This window comes from Gudongella sp. DL1XJH-153 (assembly GCF_049310905.1).
In the GTDB taxonomy this organism is placed as follows: Bacteria; Bacillota; Clostridia; order Tissierellales; family Tissierellaceae; genus Gudongella.
Window position 1 is genome coordinate 1 of the sequence record NZ_JBMEMN010000023.1, and the last position, 20,167, is coordinate 20,167.

17 protein-coding genes and 1 pseudogene are annotated in these 20,167 nt (G+C 38.1%); 15 read left to right on the plus strand and 3 right to left on the minus strand.

Going from position 1 to position 20,167, the window contains the following annotated elements:
- Positions 1 to 84: 84 nt before the first annotated feature.
- Positions 85 to 1,425, plus strand: a pseudogene (locus ACOEN1_RS09460) (IS1182 family transposase); the annotation flags it as partial.
- Between the two features lie 191 nt (positions 1,426 to 1,616).
- Here ACOEN1_RS09460 and ACOEN1_RS09465 read toward each other — a convergent pair.
- Positions 1,617 to 2,321 (minus strand): hypothetical protein, encoded by a 705-nt coding sequence (locus ACOEN1_RS09465; RefSeq protein ID WP_422486650.1) that lies wholly within the window; start codon positions 2,319 to 2,321, stop codon positions 1,617 to 1,619.
- 204 nt (positions 2,322 to 2,525) lie between these two features.
- Here ACOEN1_RS09465 and ACOEN1_RS09470 point away from each other — a divergent pair, with 204 nt between their 5' ends.
- The 4 genes from ACOEN1_RS09470 (at position 2,526) to ACOEN1_RS09485 (ending at position 7,614) form a co-directional block, all read left to right on the plus strand.
- Positions 2,526 to 2,981, plus strand: coding sequence for a hypothetical protein (locus ACOEN1_RS09470; RefSeq protein ID WP_422486651.1), 456 nt, complete (start codon positions 2,526 to 2,528; stop codon positions 2,979 to 2,981).
- Positions 2,982 to 3,046: 65 nt separating this feature from the next.
- A complete protein-coding gene (locus ACOEN1_RS09475; protein WP_422486652.1) occupies positions 3,047 to 3,544 on the plus strand; it encodes a hypothetical protein in 498 nt (165 codons plus the stop codon).
- Between the two features lie 192 nt (positions 3,545 to 3,736).
- Positions 3,737 to 5,650 carry a trypsin-like peptidase domain-containing protein gene (locus ACOEN1_RS09480; RefSeq protein WP_422486653.1) on the plus strand — a complete coding sequence of 638 codons (1,914 nt, stop codon included), beginning with the start codon at positions 3,737 to 3,739 and terminating at the stop codon, positions 5,648 to 5,650.
- 122 nt (positions 5,651 to 5,772) lie between these two features.
- A complete protein-coding gene (locus tag ACOEN1_RS09485; protein ID WP_422486654.1) occupies positions 5,773 to 7,614 on the plus strand; it encodes a hypothetical protein in 1,842 nt (613 codons plus the stop codon).
- A 43-nt stretch (positions 7,615 to 7,657) separates the two neighbouring features.
- Here the strand turns inward: ACOEN1_RS09485 and ACOEN1_RS09490 are convergent, their stop codons facing one another.
- Entirely contained in the window at positions 7,658 to 7,888 is a 231-nt protein-coding gene (locus ACOEN1_RS09490; RefSeq protein WP_422486655.1) for a 4Fe-4S binding protein, read from the minus strand.
- Between the two features lie 189 nt (positions 7,889 to 8,077).
- On the opposite strand from ACOEN1_RS09490, the gene ACOEN1_RS09495 reads away from it, so the two are divergent.
- Entirely contained in the window at positions 8,078 to 8,305 is a 228-nt protein-coding gene (locus ACOEN1_RS09495; RefSeq protein WP_422486656.1) for a MoaD/ThiS family protein, read from the plus strand.
- A gap of 4 nt (positions 8,306 to 8,309) precedes the next feature.
- Here ACOEN1_RS09495 and ACOEN1_RS09500 read toward each other — a convergent pair whose 3' ends face one another.
- The gene (locus ACOEN1_RS09500; protein WP_422486657.1) at positions 8,310 to 8,972 is read right to left on the minus strand and encodes a TraX family protein; all 663 of its coding nucleotides are present in this window, start codon (positions 8,970 to 8,972) and stop codon (positions 8,310 to 8,312) included.
- Positions 8,973 to 9,095: 123 nt separating this feature from the next.
- Between ACOEN1_RS09500 and ACOEN1_RS09505 the strand changes: the two genes are divergently transcribed.
- The 9 genes from ACOEN1_RS09505 (at position 9,096) to ACOEN1_RS09545 (ending at position 20,161) form a co-directional block, all read left to right on the plus strand.
- The gene (locus ACOEN1_RS09505) at positions 9,096 to 9,323 is read left to right on the plus strand and encodes a YdbC family protein (protein ID WP_422486658.1); all 228 of its coding nucleotides are present in this window, start codon (positions 9,096 to 9,098) and stop codon (positions 9,321 to 9,323) included.
- A gap of 520 nt (positions 9,324 to 9,843) precedes the next feature.
- Positions 9,844 to 11,340, plus strand: coding sequence for a 4Fe-4S binding protein (locus ACOEN1_RS09510; protein WP_422486659.1), 1,497 nt, complete (start codon positions 9,844 to 9,846; stop codon positions 11,338 to 11,340).
- A 77-nt stretch (positions 11,341 to 11,417) separates the two neighbouring features.
- The gene (locus tag ACOEN1_RS09515) at positions 11,418 to 11,825 is read left to right on the plus strand and encodes a gamma-glutamylcyclotransferase family protein (protein ID WP_422486660.1); all 408 of its coding nucleotides are present in this window, start codon (positions 11,418 to 11,420) and stop codon (positions 11,823 to 11,825) included.
- Between the two features lie 66 nt (positions 11,826 to 11,891).
- Positions 11,892 to 12,395, plus strand: a complete 504-nt coding sequence (locus tag ACOEN1_RS09520; protein WP_422486661.1) for a gamma carbonic anhydrase family protein — start codon at positions 11,892 to 11,894, stop codon at positions 12,393 to 12,395.
- Positions 12,396 to 12,498: 103 nt separating this feature from the next.
- Positions 12,499 to 13,074 carry a TetR/AcrR family transcriptional regulator gene (locus ACOEN1_RS09525; RefSeq protein ID WP_422486662.1) on the plus strand — a complete coding sequence of 192 codons (576 nt, stop codon included), beginning with the start codon at positions 12,499 to 12,501 and terminating at the stop codon, positions 13,072 to 13,074.
- 4 nt (positions 13,075 to 13,078) lie between these two features.
- The gene (locus ACOEN1_RS09530) at positions 13,079 to 14,347 is read left to right on the plus strand and encodes an efflux RND transporter periplasmic adaptor subunit (RefSeq protein ID WP_422486663.1); all 1,269 of its coding nucleotides are present in this window, start codon (positions 13,079 to 13,081) and stop codon (positions 14,345 to 14,347) included.
- Positions 14,344 to 17,475, plus strand: a complete 3,132-nt coding sequence (locus ACOEN1_RS09535; RefSeq protein ID WP_422486664.1) for an efflux RND transporter permease subunit — start codon at positions 14,344 to 14,346, stop codon at positions 17,473 to 17,475. Before ACOEN1_RS09530 ends, ACOEN1_RS09535 begins: the two co-directional genes overlap by 4 nt.
- A gap of 90 nt (positions 17,476 to 17,565) precedes the next feature.
- On the plus strand, positions 17,566 to 19,254 hold the full coding sequence (locus tag ACOEN1_RS09540) for a phospho-sugar mutase (protein WP_422486665.1): 1,689 nt from the start codon (positions 17,566 to 17,568) through the stop codon (positions 19,252 to 19,254).
- Positions 19,255 to 19,501: 247 nt separating this feature from the next.
- A complete protein-coding gene (locus tag ACOEN1_RS09545; RefSeq protein ID WP_422486666.1) occupies positions 19,502 to 20,161 on the plus strand; it encodes a ferredoxin-like protein in 660 nt (219 codons plus the stop codon).
- Positions 20,162 to 20,167 lie beyond the last annotated feature (6 nt).

Below are 20,167 nucleotides of genomic sequence, written 5' to 3' on the forward strand. Positions count from 1 at the left end.
GGGTTCTTGAGACTCAACCCTCCACATACAAAGAATTTCCTTTGAAAGGAGGGAGTCGAGACAGAGTCTACTCGACGAATGTGAATGCTACATAAAAACAGTGAAAATAAGACCGAGCAAATACAAATGGTTTCTGTAGAGCAATTGGTACCACAAAATCACATACTCAGAAAAATCGACCGTACTGTCTCCTTTGATTTCATCTATGAACTCGTGGAAGACAAATATTGTCTCGACAATGGCAGACCAAGCGTAGATCCTGTCGTCTTAATGAAACTTGTCCTGTTACAGTATCTTTTTGGGATTAAAAGCATGAGGCAAACAATCAAGGAAGTTGAAGTAAATCTAGCATACAGATGGTTTTTAGGGCTAGATTTTTACGACAATGTGCCCCATTTTACAACATTTAGTCAAAACTACCGCCGAAGATTCAAGGATACAGATTTGTTCCAGCAGATTTTTGATAATATTCTGATGCAAGCATATGAACAAGGTTTCGTAGATTCTAATGTACAATTCATTGATTCAACCCATGTAAAAGCACATGCAAACAGATACAAAACTCAAAAGGTTAGAGTTAGGCCAAAATCAAAATCATATCAACAGAGGCTTGATAAAGAAATTCAGGACGATCGAAAGAAAAACAACAAGAAAGATTTAAAACCCCCAAAAGGAGGCTCATCTGGAGGAAAGGAACGGGAGATAACCCAAAGCACAACAGATCCCGAAAGTGGACTATTCCATAAAGGAGAACACAAAGAAGTCTTTGCATATAGTGTACAGACAAGTTGTGATAAAAATGGTTGGATCCTTGCATATGAAAGCTATCCAGGGAATCTACATGACAGCACAACATTTATCCCATTCTATGAAAACAAGATAAGGAAATATAACCCTGAAAAGATAGTAATGGATGCAGGTTACAAGACACCGGCAATAGCAAAATTGTTGTTGGAAGATAAGGTATTGCCAGTATTGCCATATACGGCACCGAAAAAATCTCCCAAATTGATTGATGGGTTTAGAAAGACAGATTTTGTATATGATGAGCACTACAACTGCTATATTTGTCCAGAAAATGAAGTTCTAAAGTACTCCACCACAGATAGAGATGGGTATCGACACTATAAAAGCGACCCAAAAAAATGTTCAAATTGTAAAAGCTTAAGCAGGTGTACAGAAAGCGTGAAAAATCAAAGGGTAATGACTCGACATATCTGGCAAGATTACCTTGATATAAGTGAAGATTACAGATATACCCACCAAGGTAAAAAAGACTATAAACAAAGAAAAGAAACAATAGAGAGGCAGTTTGGAAGTGCTAAAGAATATCATGGTTTCAGATACACAAATATGAAGGGGCAACAAAAAATGCAGATGAAAGCAGCCCTTACCTTTACATGCCTAAATATGAAAAAATTAGCAATAATGATGGATAGAATGGGCAGAAAGCACCCGAATTATGAGAATTTAAGGAGCAAAAAAGCAGGTCTTTTATCAAGTATTATCCAAATCACAAAAATATTCCAATATAACTCAAACCCCAGATTCAAAATCTGGGGTTTGTCTACGCTCTGAGCAGGCCTTGTAAGGCCTGCTTTTGAATAGTTTAACTCTTAGGGTTCATAAATTGTATAGTCATCAGGAATGCTGAATAAACTCATATCCACTGAATCGCTGAAATCTTCAATCAACCACTTGGAGTTGTATCCTTCACCGGTCATTTCCATTCCAACTAAGCTTTCACCGTCAAAATAGTACCTGATGGAACCATCTTCAAGATTGTATTCCTCAAATTTTCTAGTTTCACCCATAAACTCTGCAGTGCCACTCTGGGTAAAAGTCATACCTTCAGTGTCAACAATATCGCTTTCGGTCTCGTTAAATTCTGAGGCCTGATCAGTATCTTCGGGAAATACCATCACCATTTTTTGGTCATGCATCACCATGTAGAGTTTTCCGTCCATTTGAATAGTAGTACTGTTAGCCAGTTCAGACTCGAAGACCGTTGCGAAATTTTCACCATCGATAACTGTGGTAATTGTAGCTTCATACTCCTGACCTTCAACCTGGGTTATGGTTTTATACTTCATAGTGTATTGATTTCCCATCATTATATCTGCATAAGGTGCTGAAAGCAAGCTTTCCTGTTGCTCTACTTCAGGCTCTTCAACTATAGGTTCATGAGATTCATCAACAATTTCAGGGTTTTCTGCCTCTAAACCTTCAGTTTCAGAATCTACAGGGGTATCCTGACTGCAGCCTCCAAATGACAATGATAATACTAAGAGTAGTCCAATAATAATTTTTTGCTTTCTCATGGTTTAAACCTCCCTTGTAATAGGATTGTACTTAGAAATTATATACCCTTATGGAAATACCTTAAGCAATTCGGCAAGTAGACAAGTGATTTGTGCTTTCTCTTGTGTTATAATTATAGGAGAATTATTTGTTTAAGCTATTTCTAAAGCGCGATTTTTATAACTGAGTTGAGTTAATTATTAAAATATACGGAGGTATGGTGGATGAAAATAGGTAAGGAGTTGCTAAGTGATATTAAAGAAATGTCTCAGACAATGACGGAGAAGGATAAGATATTGCTTGACCTGCAATTGTTTGAAAGAATGATTCAAAGATTCGATTCCGCAGCTGGTAAGTGTCGGGAATGTAAAAGTCTATTAGAAGAAGCAGATGAACACTTTAAAGAAATAAATGAAAATGAAGGCTACCTTGATCGAGCTATGAATAGAAAACATGAGGATTTGAGAGAGAATATGCTGAAGCATTTGAGAAAGGTGCACAAACTATATCGACCGGGACATTTCATTAGTATTTTTGTACCTTTAGGTATTGCAGTGGGTGTTACTGTAGGACTTATAAATGGTTCATTATTACCTTTTTCTGTTGCAGGAACTGCAATAGGGTATCTTATTGGGGTAGTAAAAGAGAGTTCCATAATAAAACAAAAAAGAAGAATTTAGCAATTATAGTAATTCTATAACAGCTTAATTTACAATAAAATTGTGATCAATCTGCTTCATACGTTTTGAATAAAAACGAATTGACGGAAAGTGAGGATTATCTGGTGTCTGATCTGGAGAGAATAAATAAATCATTTGACAAGTTGGAAGAAACTAATAGTAAGGATATTATCAAGAAGCTTGATACCAAGCTACTTCGACGAATTGCCATAAGATTTGATGAATTTTCAGGCGAATGTAAAGACTGTAAATCAATGTTAAAAGATATGGAAAAATATCTGAGAAGACTTAATGACATGGATGATGAAATTAACAAAGACATACTTAAGGAACACTTTAAAATCAAAAGCAATTACGTTAGTCATTTGAATAAGAATCATGCCCTGATTCAATTGGGGCAGAATACAGGATTGTGGATGTCCCTTGGAGTCAGCATCGGAGTAGTGTTGGGATTGACTACTTTTGACAATATTGCTCTAGGCATACCCATAGGGATATCAATAGGGCTTTTAATTGGTACATCCAAAGATGCACTGGCAAAGAAGCAAAACAAAGTAATATAGAGTAAGTGTTGTGATTAAGAGTTTTAGAAAGATTACAATGTGGTTAAGATTTACTTAAAATCAAATATTTAACATAATAATGGAGTATAATAGGATTAGATGATGAAAACCTGTTGTACTCTATTCTTTTGGGTTGACTCATTCCATATGGGTATATTTTAAATGGGATTAAATAAATGAAGAGGTGTGAAAATGAAAAAACTAGTAACGCTATTATTGATATTAATTATAATGGCAGGTACAACACAATCATTGGCTGCTCCCAGCCAGTGGGCGATATCTGAGGTGGAGATAGCTAGGGAGTACAATCTCGTTCCCCAGAGCTTATTAAGTAGCTACCAAAGCAATATAACCAGGGAGGAATTCTCTGAGATGGTTATAAGATTGTACGAAGCTTTATCTGGGAATGTTGCCAAAAATCAATCCGCAAATCCTTTTTCCGATACAAGCAACCCTGAAGTGCTGAAAGCCTATGACCTTGGTATTGTAGAGGGATTTGGAGATGGAACATTCAGACCTAAAAGCACTATTACCAGAGAAGCTATAGCAGCTTTATTGTTCAGAACTTTGGAGAGCGTGGATCCAGTTATAACACAGGGAACCTATACACTTGGTTTTTCAGATAGGTCTGAAATAAGCATGTGGTTCAGAAATGAAGTTGGCTTTATGAGCAAGAACGGTATTATAAACGGTATAGGATCAAATACATTTGCTCCTAAGATGGAAACTACCAGGGAGCAGGCGATTGCGCTAGTTGTAAGATTATTTAACCAGTACGGAGGAGAAGGAAAACTTACAGCTGAGCAGATTGGTGAATTTACCAGTAGTGCTGTGCAGATATTTACAGAGTATGACAATGGAGATTTTGGATATGGAAGCGGTTTTTTCTTTGCTCCTGGAAAGATTGCGACCAATTATCATGTCATTGAAGGAGCAACAAATTTAACAATTGAATACGATAACAGAGATGTTTATGAAGGCAAGGTGTCAGTAGCTGGTTTTAGCAGTGGAAATGATCTTGCAGTTTTATCAGTTCAGGACTTGAATACAAGACCTATATCATCAGGGGATTCATCTAGACTGGTGAAAGGACAAAAGGTTTATTCTATCAATAGCCCAATAGGCTATAGAAATATTCTTACCGAAGGAATAGTAAGCGGCTTAACTAATGATGAAATACAAGTGACATTGCCCTTGAGCGAAGGAAGTAGTGGAGGAGTTTTGCTGGATGAATATGGCATGGCTGTTGGAGTAGTTTTTGCTAGAATGTATGGAGTGGAGAGTCTTGGATTTGCAAAACCTATTAATATATTGAAAACACTAGATACATCAAAAAATTTAACGCTTGAAGAATTTAACAGTTCTGAAGACATTCTCAATCCACCGATAAATATTATTGCCAGACAAGAAAATGAAGATGAAGCAGCATTGAAGTGGGATTGGATGGAGGCAGACTATTTCATGATACACAAGTCCTTAGACGGCGGGGAAACTTTTCAGCCTGTTAAGAATAATAATGGTTCAGACAGATGGACTTACCAGAATGAAGTAATTATTCCTTTGGGTGAGTATCAGGAAGGAACCAGGATAATGTTTGCAGTTTCGGCTGTAAAGGATGGTGTTGTTTCTGAAAGGAATCATTCAAATTATTTGTCTCTTTTCAAAGGTATGTCGGAAGGAGAAGTATTTGATGATCTCATAATGAATCTTCCATCAATAAGTGCTGAAGGTACATTAATTAACTTTGAGGGATACGATGTTAGCAGGACAAGCGACAATAGGATTACAAGAATATATGCATATGTCAACGAAGATGGATTTGAAGAAATGCTAGGTGCCAGTTCTGATGTTGTGAAAGGGATTGCTCAGAGACTTAGAGTTGTAGGAAACAGATACGCTGACTTGATTGGAACAGATGTTGAGATGACGGTTATGTATCTTGGATTATATGATGAATATCCTCATTTTCTTGAAGGCAATTACATCAATCCAGATGGAATCAGAAGGGATCAGTTTATTGGTCTGTGGGAAGCAGAGTATCCACTAATAAATGTCGCAAACAACTCTGAAATATATATAACATGGTATGGTCCATATAGTTTCTAACCAAAAAAGGGCAGTGAATATTATCACTGTATTTGCTCAATGAGTGGAGCTTGCGTCATTTCTAATATAGGGTATGAGTACTACAAGATAGAACAAACAGACAATTTCTGGAGGTATCAAAAATGGATAATTTTAGATCGGCAGTTTCAGGAGTTTTCAAGAGGGCAGCTGAAGCCTTCAGAACATATCCGGCAGCCATAGGAAATGCTTTTTTGTTTGCTTTGGTAGCAATTATTAAAATACACCTTGAATGGGAGGTTCAACAGGAATACGGTTTTCTTCTTAATTCCTTGCAGTGGGCCTTGGCTCTGGGTGCAATATGGAGTCTTACCGCCATAACAGGAGCAAACAGCAGATACAATACTTCAAAGGCATTTACAATTGCCAACATTGGTGGATTTGCAGTTACAGCTGTAGCATTTCTGTTGCTTTACTTCTTCGGTGAAAGTGGGCTTGGAATGGAATACAGATATCTGTCTTCCATAGCAAGATCCAGAGTTTCTGTTGCCATGGTTATAGGAATGATAGTATTTGTTTACCTTGCATCTTTTCCTGAAGAGAAATCAGACTTTGCCAGAGCTTTCTTTATGACTCACAAGGTATTTTTTGTGGCTATACTTTATGGTTTGGTCTTAATGATGGGAGCTTCAGGTGTTGCAGGTGCCATTCAGTCTCTTCTTTACAATGACATGAGCAACAAAGTATTTGAATATATAGCAGTAATTGTGGGGTTTATGACATTTAGTATTTTTATTGGCTATTTTCCTGATTTCAGGAAAGGTACACAAGATCCAAGAAGACAGGAACTTCAGGATCAGCCAAAATTTGTACAGGTTCTTCTTGGATTTATTCTAGTACCCATACTTCTTGCCCTGACACTTGTATTGTTGCTATGGGCAATGCGAACAGTAATGTCCGGTGTGGAATCATCCTTTGTCAGATTATCCGGTATCGCAGCAAGTTACGCACTTGGTGGAATCTGGCTCCATATAATGGTAACCAGACAAGACACTGGTCTAGTGAACTTTTTCAAGAGGGCCTATCCATTCACTGCACTTGTAATTTTGGCATTTGAGGCCTGGGCTTTAATTGTACAGCTTAGTGACACAGGCCTTAAAATTATTGAATATAATTTCATAATGGTATGGGTATTTACAGTAATTTCAGTGATTATGTTAATATTCTTGAAGGAGAAATCACACAGAAGAATCGCAATTCTAGGATGCTTGATTGCGGCGATAGCAGTACTTCCTATAATTGGATACCATACACTTCCGGTAAAATACCAGGTGAACAGACTGGAGGAAATTCTTGAGAGGGAAGGAATGCTTCAAGACAACGAAATTATTCCAGCTACAACTGAGCCTGATAGGAATGTCAGGGAGGATATAACCGATGCAGTAAGTTTTCTTGCCTATAGAGAGAACAAAAACATCCCAGCATGGTTAAGTGAAGATATGAATAATGACCAGGAGTTTATAGAAACATTCGGATTTGAGAAGACCTGGCCAGAGTATGATGGTGAAAATCCAAGGATGTACCTTACAACCAATCTGGTGTTGACATCAGGTGTGGTGGATATTGAAGACTATACCTGGGGTATTAATTTCAAGGATTACTATGGTAGCGAAGAAGTAACTACAGAGCTGGAGGGACAACGTGGGAAATATGATATATCTTGGATAACTACTAAGACTGGCATACCTGAACTAGTAGTTAAGCTGGAAGATGAGATTATTATTCAGGAGAATCTTGAGGATTATTTTAATGATATAGAAGAAAAGTATCCACCCGGTGAACGAGTATCCAGGGAGGCAAGTATTGAGGAGATGAGTGTAGTATTCCAGTCAGATGAGATCCAGATACTATTAGTATTTGAAAATGTAGAGATAGGAATTGATACAAATAACGACCGGAGCAATTACTGGCTTATGGTTTCGGGAATGTATATGAGAGAGTATTAATAATTAATGGCTCACCGGAAGGTGAGCCATTATTAATAAGTACTTAAAATGAAACTGCCTTATGTGGGCATATCTGAATACATTTTCCGCATCCAATACATTTCTCGTCGTTTATTACAACCTTTCCCATGAAAAAACCGGCTCTTTCAACCGCACCAGTGGGGCAGACTCTCTTAACCGGGCAGAAAGGAGATCTGTCGCATTTAGATTCAATGATTTTTGCTATTTTTGACTTGCCGCTGCTTTTCTTGTTGTTTCTTTTTTGTTTTTTCAAGATGCACCTCCAGATTTTTGTTCTAACTAATTATACACCCATAGGGGGTATTAGTAAAGGGGCTTAAAATTCAAATTTAACGATGGATAGATTGATTTCTTAGTCTAGAAGTAGTATTGAGTTACATGATATAATTAGAATGCATGGATTAATGTACATTGCACTTTAAAACGAAATCGAGGTGAGCTAATGATTGTTAAGATAAAGTTTATTGGTGTAACAGATATTGATATTCCTTCTGAAATGAGTCTAGAAAAAGACGCTACGGTTGCAGATGTTGTAAATTATCTAGAAAGAGTTAACGGTAGCCCTGTTGATGGATTAACAATTCTTGTAAACAAAGAAAAAACCTCCCTGGATACGAAGCTCCAGGAAGATGATCAAATTCTTATTCTGCAGGTATTGGGAGGAGGTTGATTTTCTAAAAGGTGATATTGCCTTTGATAACTGCAAATATAAAAAGATGAAGCGGGTAAGCCCAATAGAAGGCATATTGTAGAGGCTTGATCTTTGGGCCGGGCTTACTGTTGTAGGTGAGCAGTATCGGAAGGGACAACAGCGAATACTGTTGAATCCATCCAGTGGAAACCAGATTTGTTAAAAAAAATATTCCAGCAACCAGAGACATCCTTCGGACAGCTGGAAGATTTTTGCTGTAATAGAAAACCAGTATGTAGATAATTCCAATAAAGCTGTAATCAGTGGCTAGGAAGGTTGCTGCAGCTGCAGCGCCAATTGCAATAAGTGGCGATGCACTCTCTTGCACGTCCTTTCTTTCTATGAAATACATTGCCACGAGTCCAATAAAGAGGGTGAAGAAAATATTCTGATGACCCCAGTTTAGACCTCTGTAAAAAGCATAGTCAAAAGGTATTTCAGAGAGCAATGCAAAAGCGAACAAGCGTAAGGCATATTTTTTTATGTTGCGGGTATGTAAAAATCCCTCTACCAATAGAAAACAGTAGATTGGAAAAGCTAGCCTTCCAATCATTCTGAACGCCATCTCCGAGGGTTGGAAAATTGCACCGTAGTGGTCAATTATCATGGTTGATAAAGCAATTATCTTTAAAATAAGACCGTTCAATTAAAATCACCGCTTTCTTATATTAATTTTGATTATAACAAAAATATACCACAATGAGTATAATTATTGATATTTTGCTGGTATAATAATTAAAAACATAAAATTAACTGGAGGGAAATTGTGATGGCAGAAATTAAATATGAAATAACTGATAAACTTGGAGAATTGAGTGAATCCTCAAAAGGCTGGAAAAAGGAAATCAATATGGTATCATGGAACAACTATCCAGCAAAATATGACATTAGAGAGTGGGACCCTGATTATGAGAAGATGAGTAAAGGATTAACTTTTAAAAAAGATGAAATAAAGAAGTTAAGAGATATTCTCAACAAACTTGATCTTGAAGACTAAGAATCCTCTGTATCTAAATTGATACAGAGGATTTTTTATTTAACATATATAAGATAGTCAATTAAACCAGAGATAATTGCAGTTGAAAATATCAATCTTATGAAAATAGTCAATCTGCCTTTCTTCCATCTCAAATAAAAAGCAAAGAGTGCAATAATTATTGGATATAGTGTTGCAGTTCTATCGAAAAAAGTGTCTGCAGTGGACAATGAAAAGTTAAATAATGCCAACAGGACCGCCATGGTCAAGCTGAATGAACATGTCAAACATTTGCTCATATGATTCTCACTCTTGTATAGGTGGAGTTGTGTAAATATAACAAGTACTATAATAAGAAAATTGATAAGCAAGATTACTAAAGCAGACAATATATCACCTCCATAGCCTCATTATAACAAGTATTCATTAATTGTAAACCGTTTAGTGACAATTTGTTAACAAAATTGACAACCAGTTATTCATCGTGTATAATTGAAAACTGTACCCAGGCAGGGTATAAAACATAAAAGGGGAATATGACATGGATGAACTGAACAATTATTACATAAAAACAAATAGGACATTTACAATTGTAAGAAAATATGCATGGATTTTTACTTTCATGGTAGCCATAGGTGGATTATGGGAACCTAGATTGGGGGTGCTTGTTATAGGTATAATGTCTGGTCTGATCGGAACATCCTTTTTCTCTGGCAGACACTGGTGTGGAAATTTCTGCCCACATGGAAGTTTGTTTGACAATATTATTAATCCAATAAGTTTGAATAAGAAGATACCGTTATTTTTAAAAAGCAAATGGTTTATAGGAGCATTCTTCTTGTTCTTTACAATTAACTTTTCAAGGAAACTATTTAGAATTGCAGCACTTTGGGGAACATATAGCTTTATTGAGAGACTGGGATATATTTTCGTAAATACATACCTCATGGTTTTGGTTGTTGGGGGAGCGGTTGCTCTATTGGTCAATTCAAGAACTTGGTGCCAGTTCTGTCCAATGGGAACCCTTCAGAAGCTATCCTATAGACTGGGAAAGACTGTTGGTGTTGTAAAGCATACGGAAAAGAGAATAACAATAGAGTCAAAGGATAAGTGCCACACCTGTGGAAAGTGTGCCAGGGTTTGTCCTTTCCAGCTAACGCCTTATTTGGAGTTTAATGAGAATAATCAATTTGATAATATCAACTGTATAAAATGTACCACTTGTGTTGAAAACTGTCCTGCAAATTTGCTTTCCCTGGAAACTGAACGTAAAGCTGTGAACATAATACAGATGAGCGATGTCAAAGGCTATGAAAACAGACAGGAAATAGAATCCACACTTATGGAAATCAATGACCTTGGAGGGGATTTGAAAGAGTTCGTATTCAGATTTGAAAATCCAACAAAGGTTCATTACAAGGCGGGGCAGTTTATTCTGGTCAAGATCCAGGACAATCCAGTTCAGTACAGAGCATATTCAATATCATCAGCCAATGAGGATGACAAAATTCTTAAGATTATAATCAAGAGGGTAAAGAATGGCTATGGAACTGAAATCATATTCAGATTCAATGTGGGAGACAAGGTTATTTTGGAAGGACCTATGGGAAACCACCTTGTACCTGGTGAAGATACCAAGAAGATGCTGTTTATTGCCAATGGAATAGGAATTACACCATTTATTGGTCTTGCCAAGGAAAGTCTTTCAAAAGGAAGCTCTGTTGAATCGGTCAAGCTGCTAAATGGTCAGAGGTATGTTGCTGATTTTATTTATCATGATTACTTCAAGGAGCTTCAGAAGGAGTATGATAATTTTGAGTATCTGCCTGCTGCATCAAGAGAAGAGCAAGAGCAGGAGGACCTTTATAAGGGTTATGTAACAGGCTTATTGAAAGAAATTGATATAACTGGACATAAAGTATACATGTGTGGTTCAGGTGCAATGATAAAAGAATGCTATGAAATACTATTATCAAAAGGAACTCCTTCTGAAGATATTTTCTTTGAAAGTGAAGAGAGAATTAAGCTTAGTGCATAGATAAAAAGAGAATAGTTGCGAATAGAAGGCACCTCCAAGGGGTAATAATGAGATGAGGATTCCTAGGAGGTGTGTTTATGTTATATTTTGCGTACGCAAGTAACTTGAGCAAGAAGTATATGTCAAGCAGATGTCCACATGCAATACCTTTAAAGAAGGTAAGATTGAAAGACTACAAGCTTACTTTTAACGAGCTTGCAGACATAATTCCTGCAGAGGGTGAGGAAGTGGTTGGAGGACTTTATCTTATATCCAAGCAGGAGCTTGAAAAACTGGATATATTGGAGGGACATCCTGACCTCTATGAGAGGATAATTGTTGAGGTAGTTGATGAAAACGGAAACCTGTATGAAGCTTTTGTGTACTCAATGGTAGACAAAAAAGAGCAGGCACCACCGGACAGCTACTACAAGATATTGCAGGATGGTTATGAAGACTGGGAAATAAACAAGGATAGACTTGAAAGAGCCAAAAGATTTGAATAATGATTATCCCCTGGTCTATGACCGGGGGAACTTTTATGAGTTAATAAAGAAAAAGGGAGTGCTTGTATGTTAAAAAATTTGGGTGAAATCAAACCACAGATTCACAAGGATGCATTTGTTGCAGAAACAGCTGCTGTTATCGGTGATGTTAAAATCGGTGCAGGTAGCAGCATTTGGTATGGTACAGTTATAAGAGGGGATATTGAAGATATTATTATTGGCAAATTCTCAAATATTCAGGATAATGCTACGGTGCATACAGAAACCGATGTGCCTACTCGAATAGGAGATTACACCGTCGTTGGTCACAATGCAATAATTCATGGGTGTTCAGTAGGAAACAATACTCTCGTGGGAATGGGTGCAACTATTCTTAACAACGCTGTAATAGGAGATAATTGTATAATAGGCGCAGGAACTGTAGTTACCGAAGGAAAAAAAATCCCAGACAATTCAATGGTTATCGGTATTCCTGGAAAAGTTGTAAGAAAGGTTACCGAAGATGAGGTCAAAGCCATTAGAAATAATGCTGAAAGATATAATGAATTATTCAGGAAACATCTAGATTAGTATAATAAGTTGTGACGACCGGAGAGAAATCTCCGGTTTTTTAATTGACAAAATATATTCTTCTGTTATTATAGTAAGTAAGCACTTACATAAGGAGGTTATTATGAAAGAAAATAGAATTAGGATGAGTAGGCAAGAAAGACAGGCACAGATATTAAAAGTTGCCATGGAGATCTTTGTAGATAATGGATATAAAGGAACAACAACTGCACAAATAGCAGAGGCAGCTGGAATTTCAGAGGTAACTCTTTTTAGAAACTTTGATTCAAAAAGGGAAATTTTCCTTCAAGGAGTAATTCCCATTCTTACAGAAACGTTGGAAGAAAGTTTGACAATTGAGGATTCTGAAACTCCACAGAAAGCCCTGGAAAGATTCCTTGAAGACAGGCTATCTGTAATATCTGAAAACCATGGTGTCGTTAGATTAATACTTATGGAGAATCAGATGAACCATGAGCTGTCTGATATAGACTTTATAAAAACCATTGGCGATCTTATTCAAAATGGTCTTGAACGAATTGGTTTTAAAATAATAAATGAAGATTTTACCATAAGATTGATAATGGGAAGCATACTATCATTTCTCTTTCTTCCAGCAAGGGATGAATGCGCAGTGAAGGAATTTGCAGGCAGATTGGCCAATATGATAGATGCAACCAGTAAAACCAGAGAGGTGTGATTGTATGAGCTGGAAGAAGATTATAATTGGACTGACTATCGTAGGGGCAGGATATTTTATCATTAAGAGCAATATGTTTTCATCATTGAAGGTTGATGGTACAGAACAAGGAAGGCAGGAACAGGGTATAGTAACTGAGCTGCTTCAGGTTGAGAAAAAATCTATGATACAGGACCTTACCTATCTGGGAACTCTTGAAAGTGAGACAAAAGCGATGCTAAGTCCCAAGGTGACAGGAAACATAATCTCCATAAATGTAACTGAAGGGGATGTTGTCTATGAGGGAGATGTTCTTGTTGAAATTGATACAGAGCAGTTGGAGGCAAAGCTGGATACTATACGGCAGAAGAAAAACATGCTTTATCAGACAATATCCTATCTGGACTCTGAGCTTAGCAGTTATTATTCATCAAATCCAATTGTATCCAAGATTCAGTCAGCAAGACTCTCACTGAATTTTCAGGAGTCAGAGGTTGATAAATTGAGAACGCTGTATGAGGGTGGAGCAGTATCAAAATCACAGCTTGATCAAGGCGAGCATCAGCTCCAAAAGGAAAGACTTCAGCTTCAGGAGCTTGAACGTACTGCAAATTCAAATTACGACAAGCTTGCACAGGAACGTGATGTTTCCGCTGCACAGCTTGGAGAAATTGATTCCTCCATGAATGAATTGGAGCTATCTTTAAGGGATGCTTCAATCAAAGCTCCTTTTGATGGACAGGTTACACAGATAATGGTATCAATTGGCGAGCTGGCTTCTCCGGGCAGAGCATTGATTGCACTGGACAATGTTCACAATTTAAGAGTTGTAACACAGGTGGGTGAGTCTGACCTTAAGAAGATAAGGCCGCGCATGGATGCAGAAATTACATTGTCAGGTTCGAATGAACTGATAAATGGGACTGTATCATATAAAAGTGGAAGTGTAAATCCAAAGACAAGAATCGGTGATGTCAGGATTGATGTAGAGATACCTGAAAATTTGGTTGTTATGGGTTCAAGTGCAAGAATAAGAATATTCCTTGATTCCAGCAGAAATGAAATAATGATACCAACTTCATCAGTGAAATCCCTGGAAAGTGGAAATGTTATATATATATATAACGGAAAAGACAGGGTTTATGAAAGAAAAATCAAGACTGGTGACAGTGTAAACGGTGAATATCAAGTTATAGAAGGGCTTGCAGAGGGTGATGTAATCGCAACGAGAAATATTCAGTCATTGAGCGATGGGTCACTTATCTATACTCTTGATGAGGAGGGGACTGAATGAGTTTCGGTAGCTTTTCAACTGGAAAGAAATATGTGGTTCTGTCCCTGATAATAGGTATATTGATATTCGGAATATATAGCATGTTCACATTGAACACTCAACTTTCTCCGGATACAAGTCCTCCAACAGCGACAGTGATGAGCGTATACCCGGGAGCCATGGCACTTGACGTATCCACAGATGTATCAAAGCCCATGGAGGAAGCTTTTGCCAAGCTAGACGGAATAGAGGACATTAGCTCCTCCAGCCAGGACAACCTGTCTATAATACGTCTGACATTTGATTATTCAACGGATGTTGACCAGTCATCCATAGATATCCAGAACACCATAAATACAATAAAGAATTCCTTGCCAGACAGTCTTCAGGATCCACAGGTTCTTAAATTCAGTGTTTCCGACCAGCCTGTTATGACTATAGGGTTGAAGAGTGAGTCCCTGTCTATGAAGGATTTGAGAAGTCTGACAGAGGACAAGCTAGCATATGAACTGCAGTTGGTGGAGGGTGTAGCAGCTGTAAACATCTTCGGAGGTTACAGTGAGGAAATCCGGGTAAGTCTGGATGAGGCTACTGTAAGGGCATATGGACTTTCAATGGACCAGATTGTAGGAGCATTGAAAACATCCAATATAAAAGCTCCAGGAGGAAGTATTCTCTACGAGGGAAGAGATCTTCTTTTAAGGGTGGAGGAAAGCCTTATATCCATGGAGGAGCTTAGGAACATTGATGTACCTCTTGGGGGTGGAAACACAGTGCCCCTTTCAGCCCTTGGAACTGTGGAATCAGCAACTATCGACAGGCAGGGATCCTACAGATTAAACGGCGAGGAGGCTCTTGCTCTTCTTATTACTAAAAAAGCTGACTACAACACAGTTGGAGTCATTGAAGTGGTAAATGAGAAAATGGCAGAAATTCAAGAATCCTATCCTTATGTTGAAATGACTGTAGCATCTGATGATTCTGCGTTTACTAATCAGATGGTCTCAAATATGGCAACAAGTGTTATGCTTGCAATAGGATTCACTATGATGGTAATCTTATTGTTTATAAATAATGTATCAAGATCACTGGTTATTTCAATTTCAATGCCTCTCGTGTTCCTTAGTACCATGGGTTTGATGAAAATATTCGATATGGATCTGGATCTGGTAACGCTTTCTGCATTGATACTGAGTATAGGCTTTGTGGTTGATACGGCAATTGTAGTGGTGGAAAATATAAGCAGCCATATCGGTCAGGGCAAGGAAATAACAAGAGCTGCAATTGAGGGCACGGATGAAATTGCGCTTCCAAGTATTGCAGGAGCTACTACAACTCTTATAGTTCTTATTCCCTTGCTTTTTATATCAGGATTTGTTGGCGAAATGTTCAGGCCTTTGTCAATGACATTGATATTTGCGATATCGTCTTCGCTGTTGGTGGCATTGTTAATAATTCCGCTTTTGACAGTGATGTTCCAGCCATTACAGTTTAAGAGGACAGAGATGCTGGTTTCGGCTTTTTCAAAGCCATTTAACAAATTTATGGATTTTGTTATGGAAAAGTATGTAAGCCTATTCCATAAGACTTCAAAAAAGAAGAAGCGAGCCCTGGTGGTCATGGTTGTGTTGATGGTTATGAGCGCTTTGTTTATCGTATCAAATGGAATGGAGATGCTTCCAAAGTTTGATAGCGGGGTTTCCTATGTAACAATTGAAATGGTTCCCGGAACACCTTTAGCGAAGACAGAGGAGGCCGTAGGGGCACTTGAGGATTATCTTCTGGAGGTCAATGAGGTGGTTTCCTTTGATTCAAGGATTGGTTATGAGGAAGGAAACATGCAGCAGGGTGACTTTGGTATCATGGGAAGCGACCAGGCTATGATAACTGTTAACCTGACATCAAGGAAGGAAAGGAGCCTATCAATCTGGGAATTCCAGGTAGCCCTGAGGGAAAGAATTGAAGAAATTCCTGATATAAACAGGTATGTTGTAAAGGAAAAGGGAGGTACAGCTGTTACAGGAGCTTCTGCTCCAATAGCAATCAAAGTTACAGGTGAAGACCTGGATGTCCTATATCATATTGCTGAAGAGGCAGTGGATAGCATAAGGGAGGTTCCCGGCACAACAAATATATTTACAAGCTTTAACAATGATTACAGACAGATGTCACTGAAGCTTGACAGTGAAAGGTTATCAGAGCTGGGTCTTACAAGCGCATCTGTTTCTACTCAGATCTATGGAAGGATGGAGGGCATAGATGCTACTTCCATGACAATAGGAACAAATGATTCAATCGATGTGAGAGTGGGCTATGACGGAGATTCCACATCCAACCTGGAATATCTTATGGACACATATCTTACGACTCCTCTTGGAATCAGGATACCTTTAAACGAGGTAGCAAGAATAGAGGTTGAAAATAGGTCGAACATTGTTGAAAGGGAGAATATGTCTTACACCGTTCATATCAATGGATTTACAGAAGACAGGGCATTCAGTCATGTTGTAGCTGATATACAGGCTGAAATTGACGCTATGGATCTGCCCAAGGGATATGGAATTGAATTCGGCGGTGAGCAAAAGACACTGACAGACTCAGTAGGCGATATGGCATTCCTGATTGCACTTGCAATAGTTTTTGTGTATCTGATTCTGGTACCACAGTTTAAGTCCTTTCTGCATCCTGTGACCATAATGGCGGCAATACCAATGGTTGTAATCGGTATTGCACCTGCATTGGCACTGACTGGCAAGTATATGTCCATGCCGGTACTTCTTGGTTTTATCCTGCTGGCAGGAACGGTAGTCAATAACTCTATACTCCTTGTTGCAGCTATCAATGATAGCAGGGAGGAGGGAGCTGAGATGACTGAGGCAATTGAAGTCGCAATCAGATCCAGGTTCAGGCCAATAATGATGACTGCATTCTCTGATATCATAGGCATGATGCCCCTTGCATTGCAACTTGCACTGGGGTCTGAGAGATTCTCGCCACTGGCAATAACTGTAATCGGAGGTATGCTTGCAGCAACGCTTCTTACTATTATCATTATACCGTTGATTTACATGACCCTTGAGGGAGCAGGAGTGCGAGTAAAAAGACTTTTTAGAAAAGAAGCTTCAACCCCTGAATCAGCTGCAAGTTAACAGTCTGTTATGAAAAACGATGGGTATATACAATAATACAGGGTATAAATTAAAAGGATATGTAAAGATATTACCAATGGGGGGATGAAGATGAATTATAGAGAGAAATATCAATCATGGATCGATGATCCATTTTTTGATGAAGAAACAACAGCGGAACTGAAGGCACTTACTGATGAGGATGAGATAGAAGATAGGTTCTACCAAGACCTTGAGTTCGGTACGGCTGGGTTGAGAGGTAAGCTTGGTGCAGGAACAAATAGAATGAACATATACACTGTAAGCCTTGCAACGGAAGGTCTTGCACGTACTATTGAGAACTATGGTAAAGAAGCCATGAAAAAAGGAGTAGCTATTGCATATGATGTAAGGTTATGTTCAGATAAGTTTGCAGAAATTGCAGCAAGGGTACTGGCAGCGAAGGGTATTAAAGTATACTTATTTGATGATATCAGACCTACACCCATGCTGTCATATGCAGTTAGAAAGCTAGGCACTCAATCTGGAATAGTTGTAACAGCCAGCCACAACCCACAGGAGTACAATGGCTACAAGGCTTATTGGGAGGAAGGATCACAGATTCTAGATGATGTAGCAGATGAGATACTCGAGGAGATTGATGGAATAGGCCATTACAAAGAAATAGAGATGATGGATTTTGAAGAAGCAAAGGATAAGGGATTAATCCAAATTATTGGTAAAGAAATTGATGAAGAGTATTATTCAGAGCTATTAAAAATGAAAATAAATGATGATATTGACAAGGATGTCAAAATTGTTTTCACACCATTAAATGGTACAGGAAACATTCCTGTAAGAAGGGTTTTAAGTGATAGAGGTTTCAATAATATTTTTGTAGTACCTGAGCAGGCAGAGCCTGATTATGCATTTGCAACAGTAGGCTATCCTAATCCAGAGGATAGCAAGGCATTTAAATATGCGAGAGAGTTGGGACTGAAGAAAGATGCAGATTTATTATTGGCTACAGACCCGGACTGTGACAGAGTTGCAATAGCTGTTAGAAATGAGAAGAAGGATTATACCTATTTGAATGGCAACCAGACAGGAGCATTGTTGATCTACTATATACTTTCTGAAAGAAGCAAGAAAGGCAATCTACCTGAAGATCCTGCAATAGTCAAGAGTATTGTAACTGGTGATCTGGGAAAAGCCATTGCAAAGAAGTATGATGTAACAACATTTGAAACTCTGACAGGTTTTAAGAATATTTGTGCACTAGCCAATGAATGGGAGGAAACTGGAGCATTCAATTTCGTGTTCGGTTACGAGGAAAGTATCGGCTATGTTTACAAGGATCTGGTAAGGGATAAGGATGCAGTTGTTTCTTCAATGATGATTGCAGAAATGGCAGGATACTATAAAAAAGAGGGAAGAAACCTACTAGAAGTACTAGAGGATATCTACGAGGAATTCGGATATTATTACGAAAAGCTAATTTCGATTGTTCTTGAGGGAGTGGAAGGACAGGAAAGAATCAAAAGGATGATGGATGATATCAGACACCATTCCATAGATTCAATCGGTGAAATGATGCTTCAAAAAACGGTAGATTATCTTAGAGATGAAACCGATGCAGGAAAATCAAATGTTCTTAAGTATTATATGGATGAAGGTTCATGGTATGCTGTAAGGCCTTCTGGGACTGAACCAAAAATAAAACTCTACATTTACTCAAAAGGTAAATCAAGAGAAGACGCTCAGGATAAGGTTGAGTTGATTGAAAAGGTTGTAAGACACAGACTGGAGTCAGTTGAATAGAAATGCAAGCTAAGCGGGGAAGAAATTCCCCGTTATTTTAATGTAGAAGAATTCGAACAAATAATAAGGCATATGTTTTATATTGAAAAACAAAAAAAATAATGAAACATAGCGCTACTTATGTTAATATATTAACATAAGTAGCGCTATGTAAATGTTGTGAATTAGGGTCATATATTCATTACTTAGCAGAAAGTGCTATTTAAATAAATCTAGTTTGATATATAACAAACGAAGGAGGGTAAATATGGAAGAAAACTCAAAAAAGAAGTTTTTGGAACGTGAGACCACAAGAAGAGAATTTCTAAAGCTTACAGGAAAAAGTTTTGGAGGAGCTGTAATCTCAATGTCCATACTAAGTATGCTTGGCTGTGAAAGCGAACAAACGGTAGCTTATGCTTTGCCAAGTGGACTACTAGTTGCTGATGCATCAAGGTGTACAGGGTGCCAGAGATGTGAGATTTCATGCACGTCAATCCATGATGAAAAGATTCAACCTTATATTTCCCGAGTCAAAGTTTCAGAGAACTACAATTTTGGTAGTGAGGGCCCAAGAATTGATTATTACAGACAAGATGGGCAATTTGGTAATCTTTCAATGAGTCCTGAGACTTGTAAACAGTGTAGGGAACCTTACTGCGGAAGAGCTTGTCCTACAGGAGCAATCTATTCAGATTCAAAACAAGGAAATGCACGTGTAATAGACGCTTCAAAATGTATGGGGTGCGGAGCGTGTAGAGATGCTTGCCCTTGGAACATGCCAACAGTGGATCCAGAGACTAAGAAATCCACTAAATGTGTTGCTTGTGGATACTGTGCTGAAAACTGTCCGACTGGAGCACTAAGGATGATACCATGGGAAGATGTAAAAAAAGCAATGAGAAAAAATGGATATAGATTTTCATAATGGATT

Excerpts from the sequence above, each read along its gene's own strand:
- ACOEN1_RS09465 (WP_422486650.1), bottom strand. The coding sequence starts at position 2,321 with ATGAGAAAGCAAAAAATTATTATTGGACTACTCTTAGTATTATCATTG.
- ACOEN1_RS09470 (WP_422486651.1), top strand. The coding sequence starts at position 2,526 with ATGAAAATAGGTAAGGAGTTGCTAAGTGATATTAAAGAAATGTCTCAG.
- ACOEN1_RS09480 (WP_422486653.1), top strand. The coding sequence starts at position 3,737 with ATGAAAAAACTAGTAACGCTATTATTGATATTAATTATAATGGCAGGT.
- ACOEN1_RS09485 (WP_422486654.1), top strand. The coding sequence starts at position 5,773 with ATGGATAATTTTAGATCGGCAGTTTCAGGAGTTTTCAAGAGGGCAGCT.
- ACOEN1_RS09495 (WP_422486656.1), top strand. The coding sequence starts at position 8,078 with ATGATTGTTAAGATAAAGTTTATTGGTGTAACAGATATTGATATTCCT.
- ACOEN1_RS09505 (WP_422486658.1), top strand. The coding sequence starts at position 9,096 with ATGGCAGAAATTAAATATGAAATAACTGATAAACTTGGAGAATTGAGT.
- ACOEN1_RS09510 (WP_422486659.1), top strand. The coding sequence starts at position 9,844 with ATGGATGAACTGAACAATTATTACATAAAAACAAATAGGACATTTACA.
- ACOEN1_RS09515 (WP_422486660.1), top strand. The coding sequence starts at position 11,418 with ATGTTATATTTTGCGTACGCAAGTAACTTGAGCAAGAAGTATATGTCA.
- ACOEN1_RS09520 (WP_422486661.1), top strand. The coding sequence starts at position 11,892 with ATGTTAAAAAATTTGGGTGAAATCAAACCACAGATTCACAAGGATGCA.
- ACOEN1_RS09525 (WP_422486662.1), top strand. The coding sequence starts at position 12,499 with ATGAAAGAAAATAGAATTAGGATGAGTAGGCAAGAAAGACAGGCACAG.
- ACOEN1_RS09530 (WP_422486663.1), top strand. The coding sequence starts at position 13,079 with ATGAGCTGGAAGAAGATTATAATTGGACTGACTATCGTAGGGGCAGGA.
- ACOEN1_RS09535 (WP_422486664.1), top strand. The coding sequence starts at position 14,344 with ATGAGTTTCGGTAGCTTTTCAACTGGAAAGAAATATGTGGTTCTGTCC.
- ACOEN1_RS09540 (WP_422486665.1), top strand. The coding sequence starts at position 17,566 with ATGAATTATAGAGAGAAATATCAATCATGGATCGATGATCCATTTTTT.
- ACOEN1_RS09545 (WP_422486666.1), top strand. The coding sequence starts at position 19,502 with ATGGAAGAAAACTCAAAAAAGAAGTTTTTGGAACGTGAGACCACAAGA.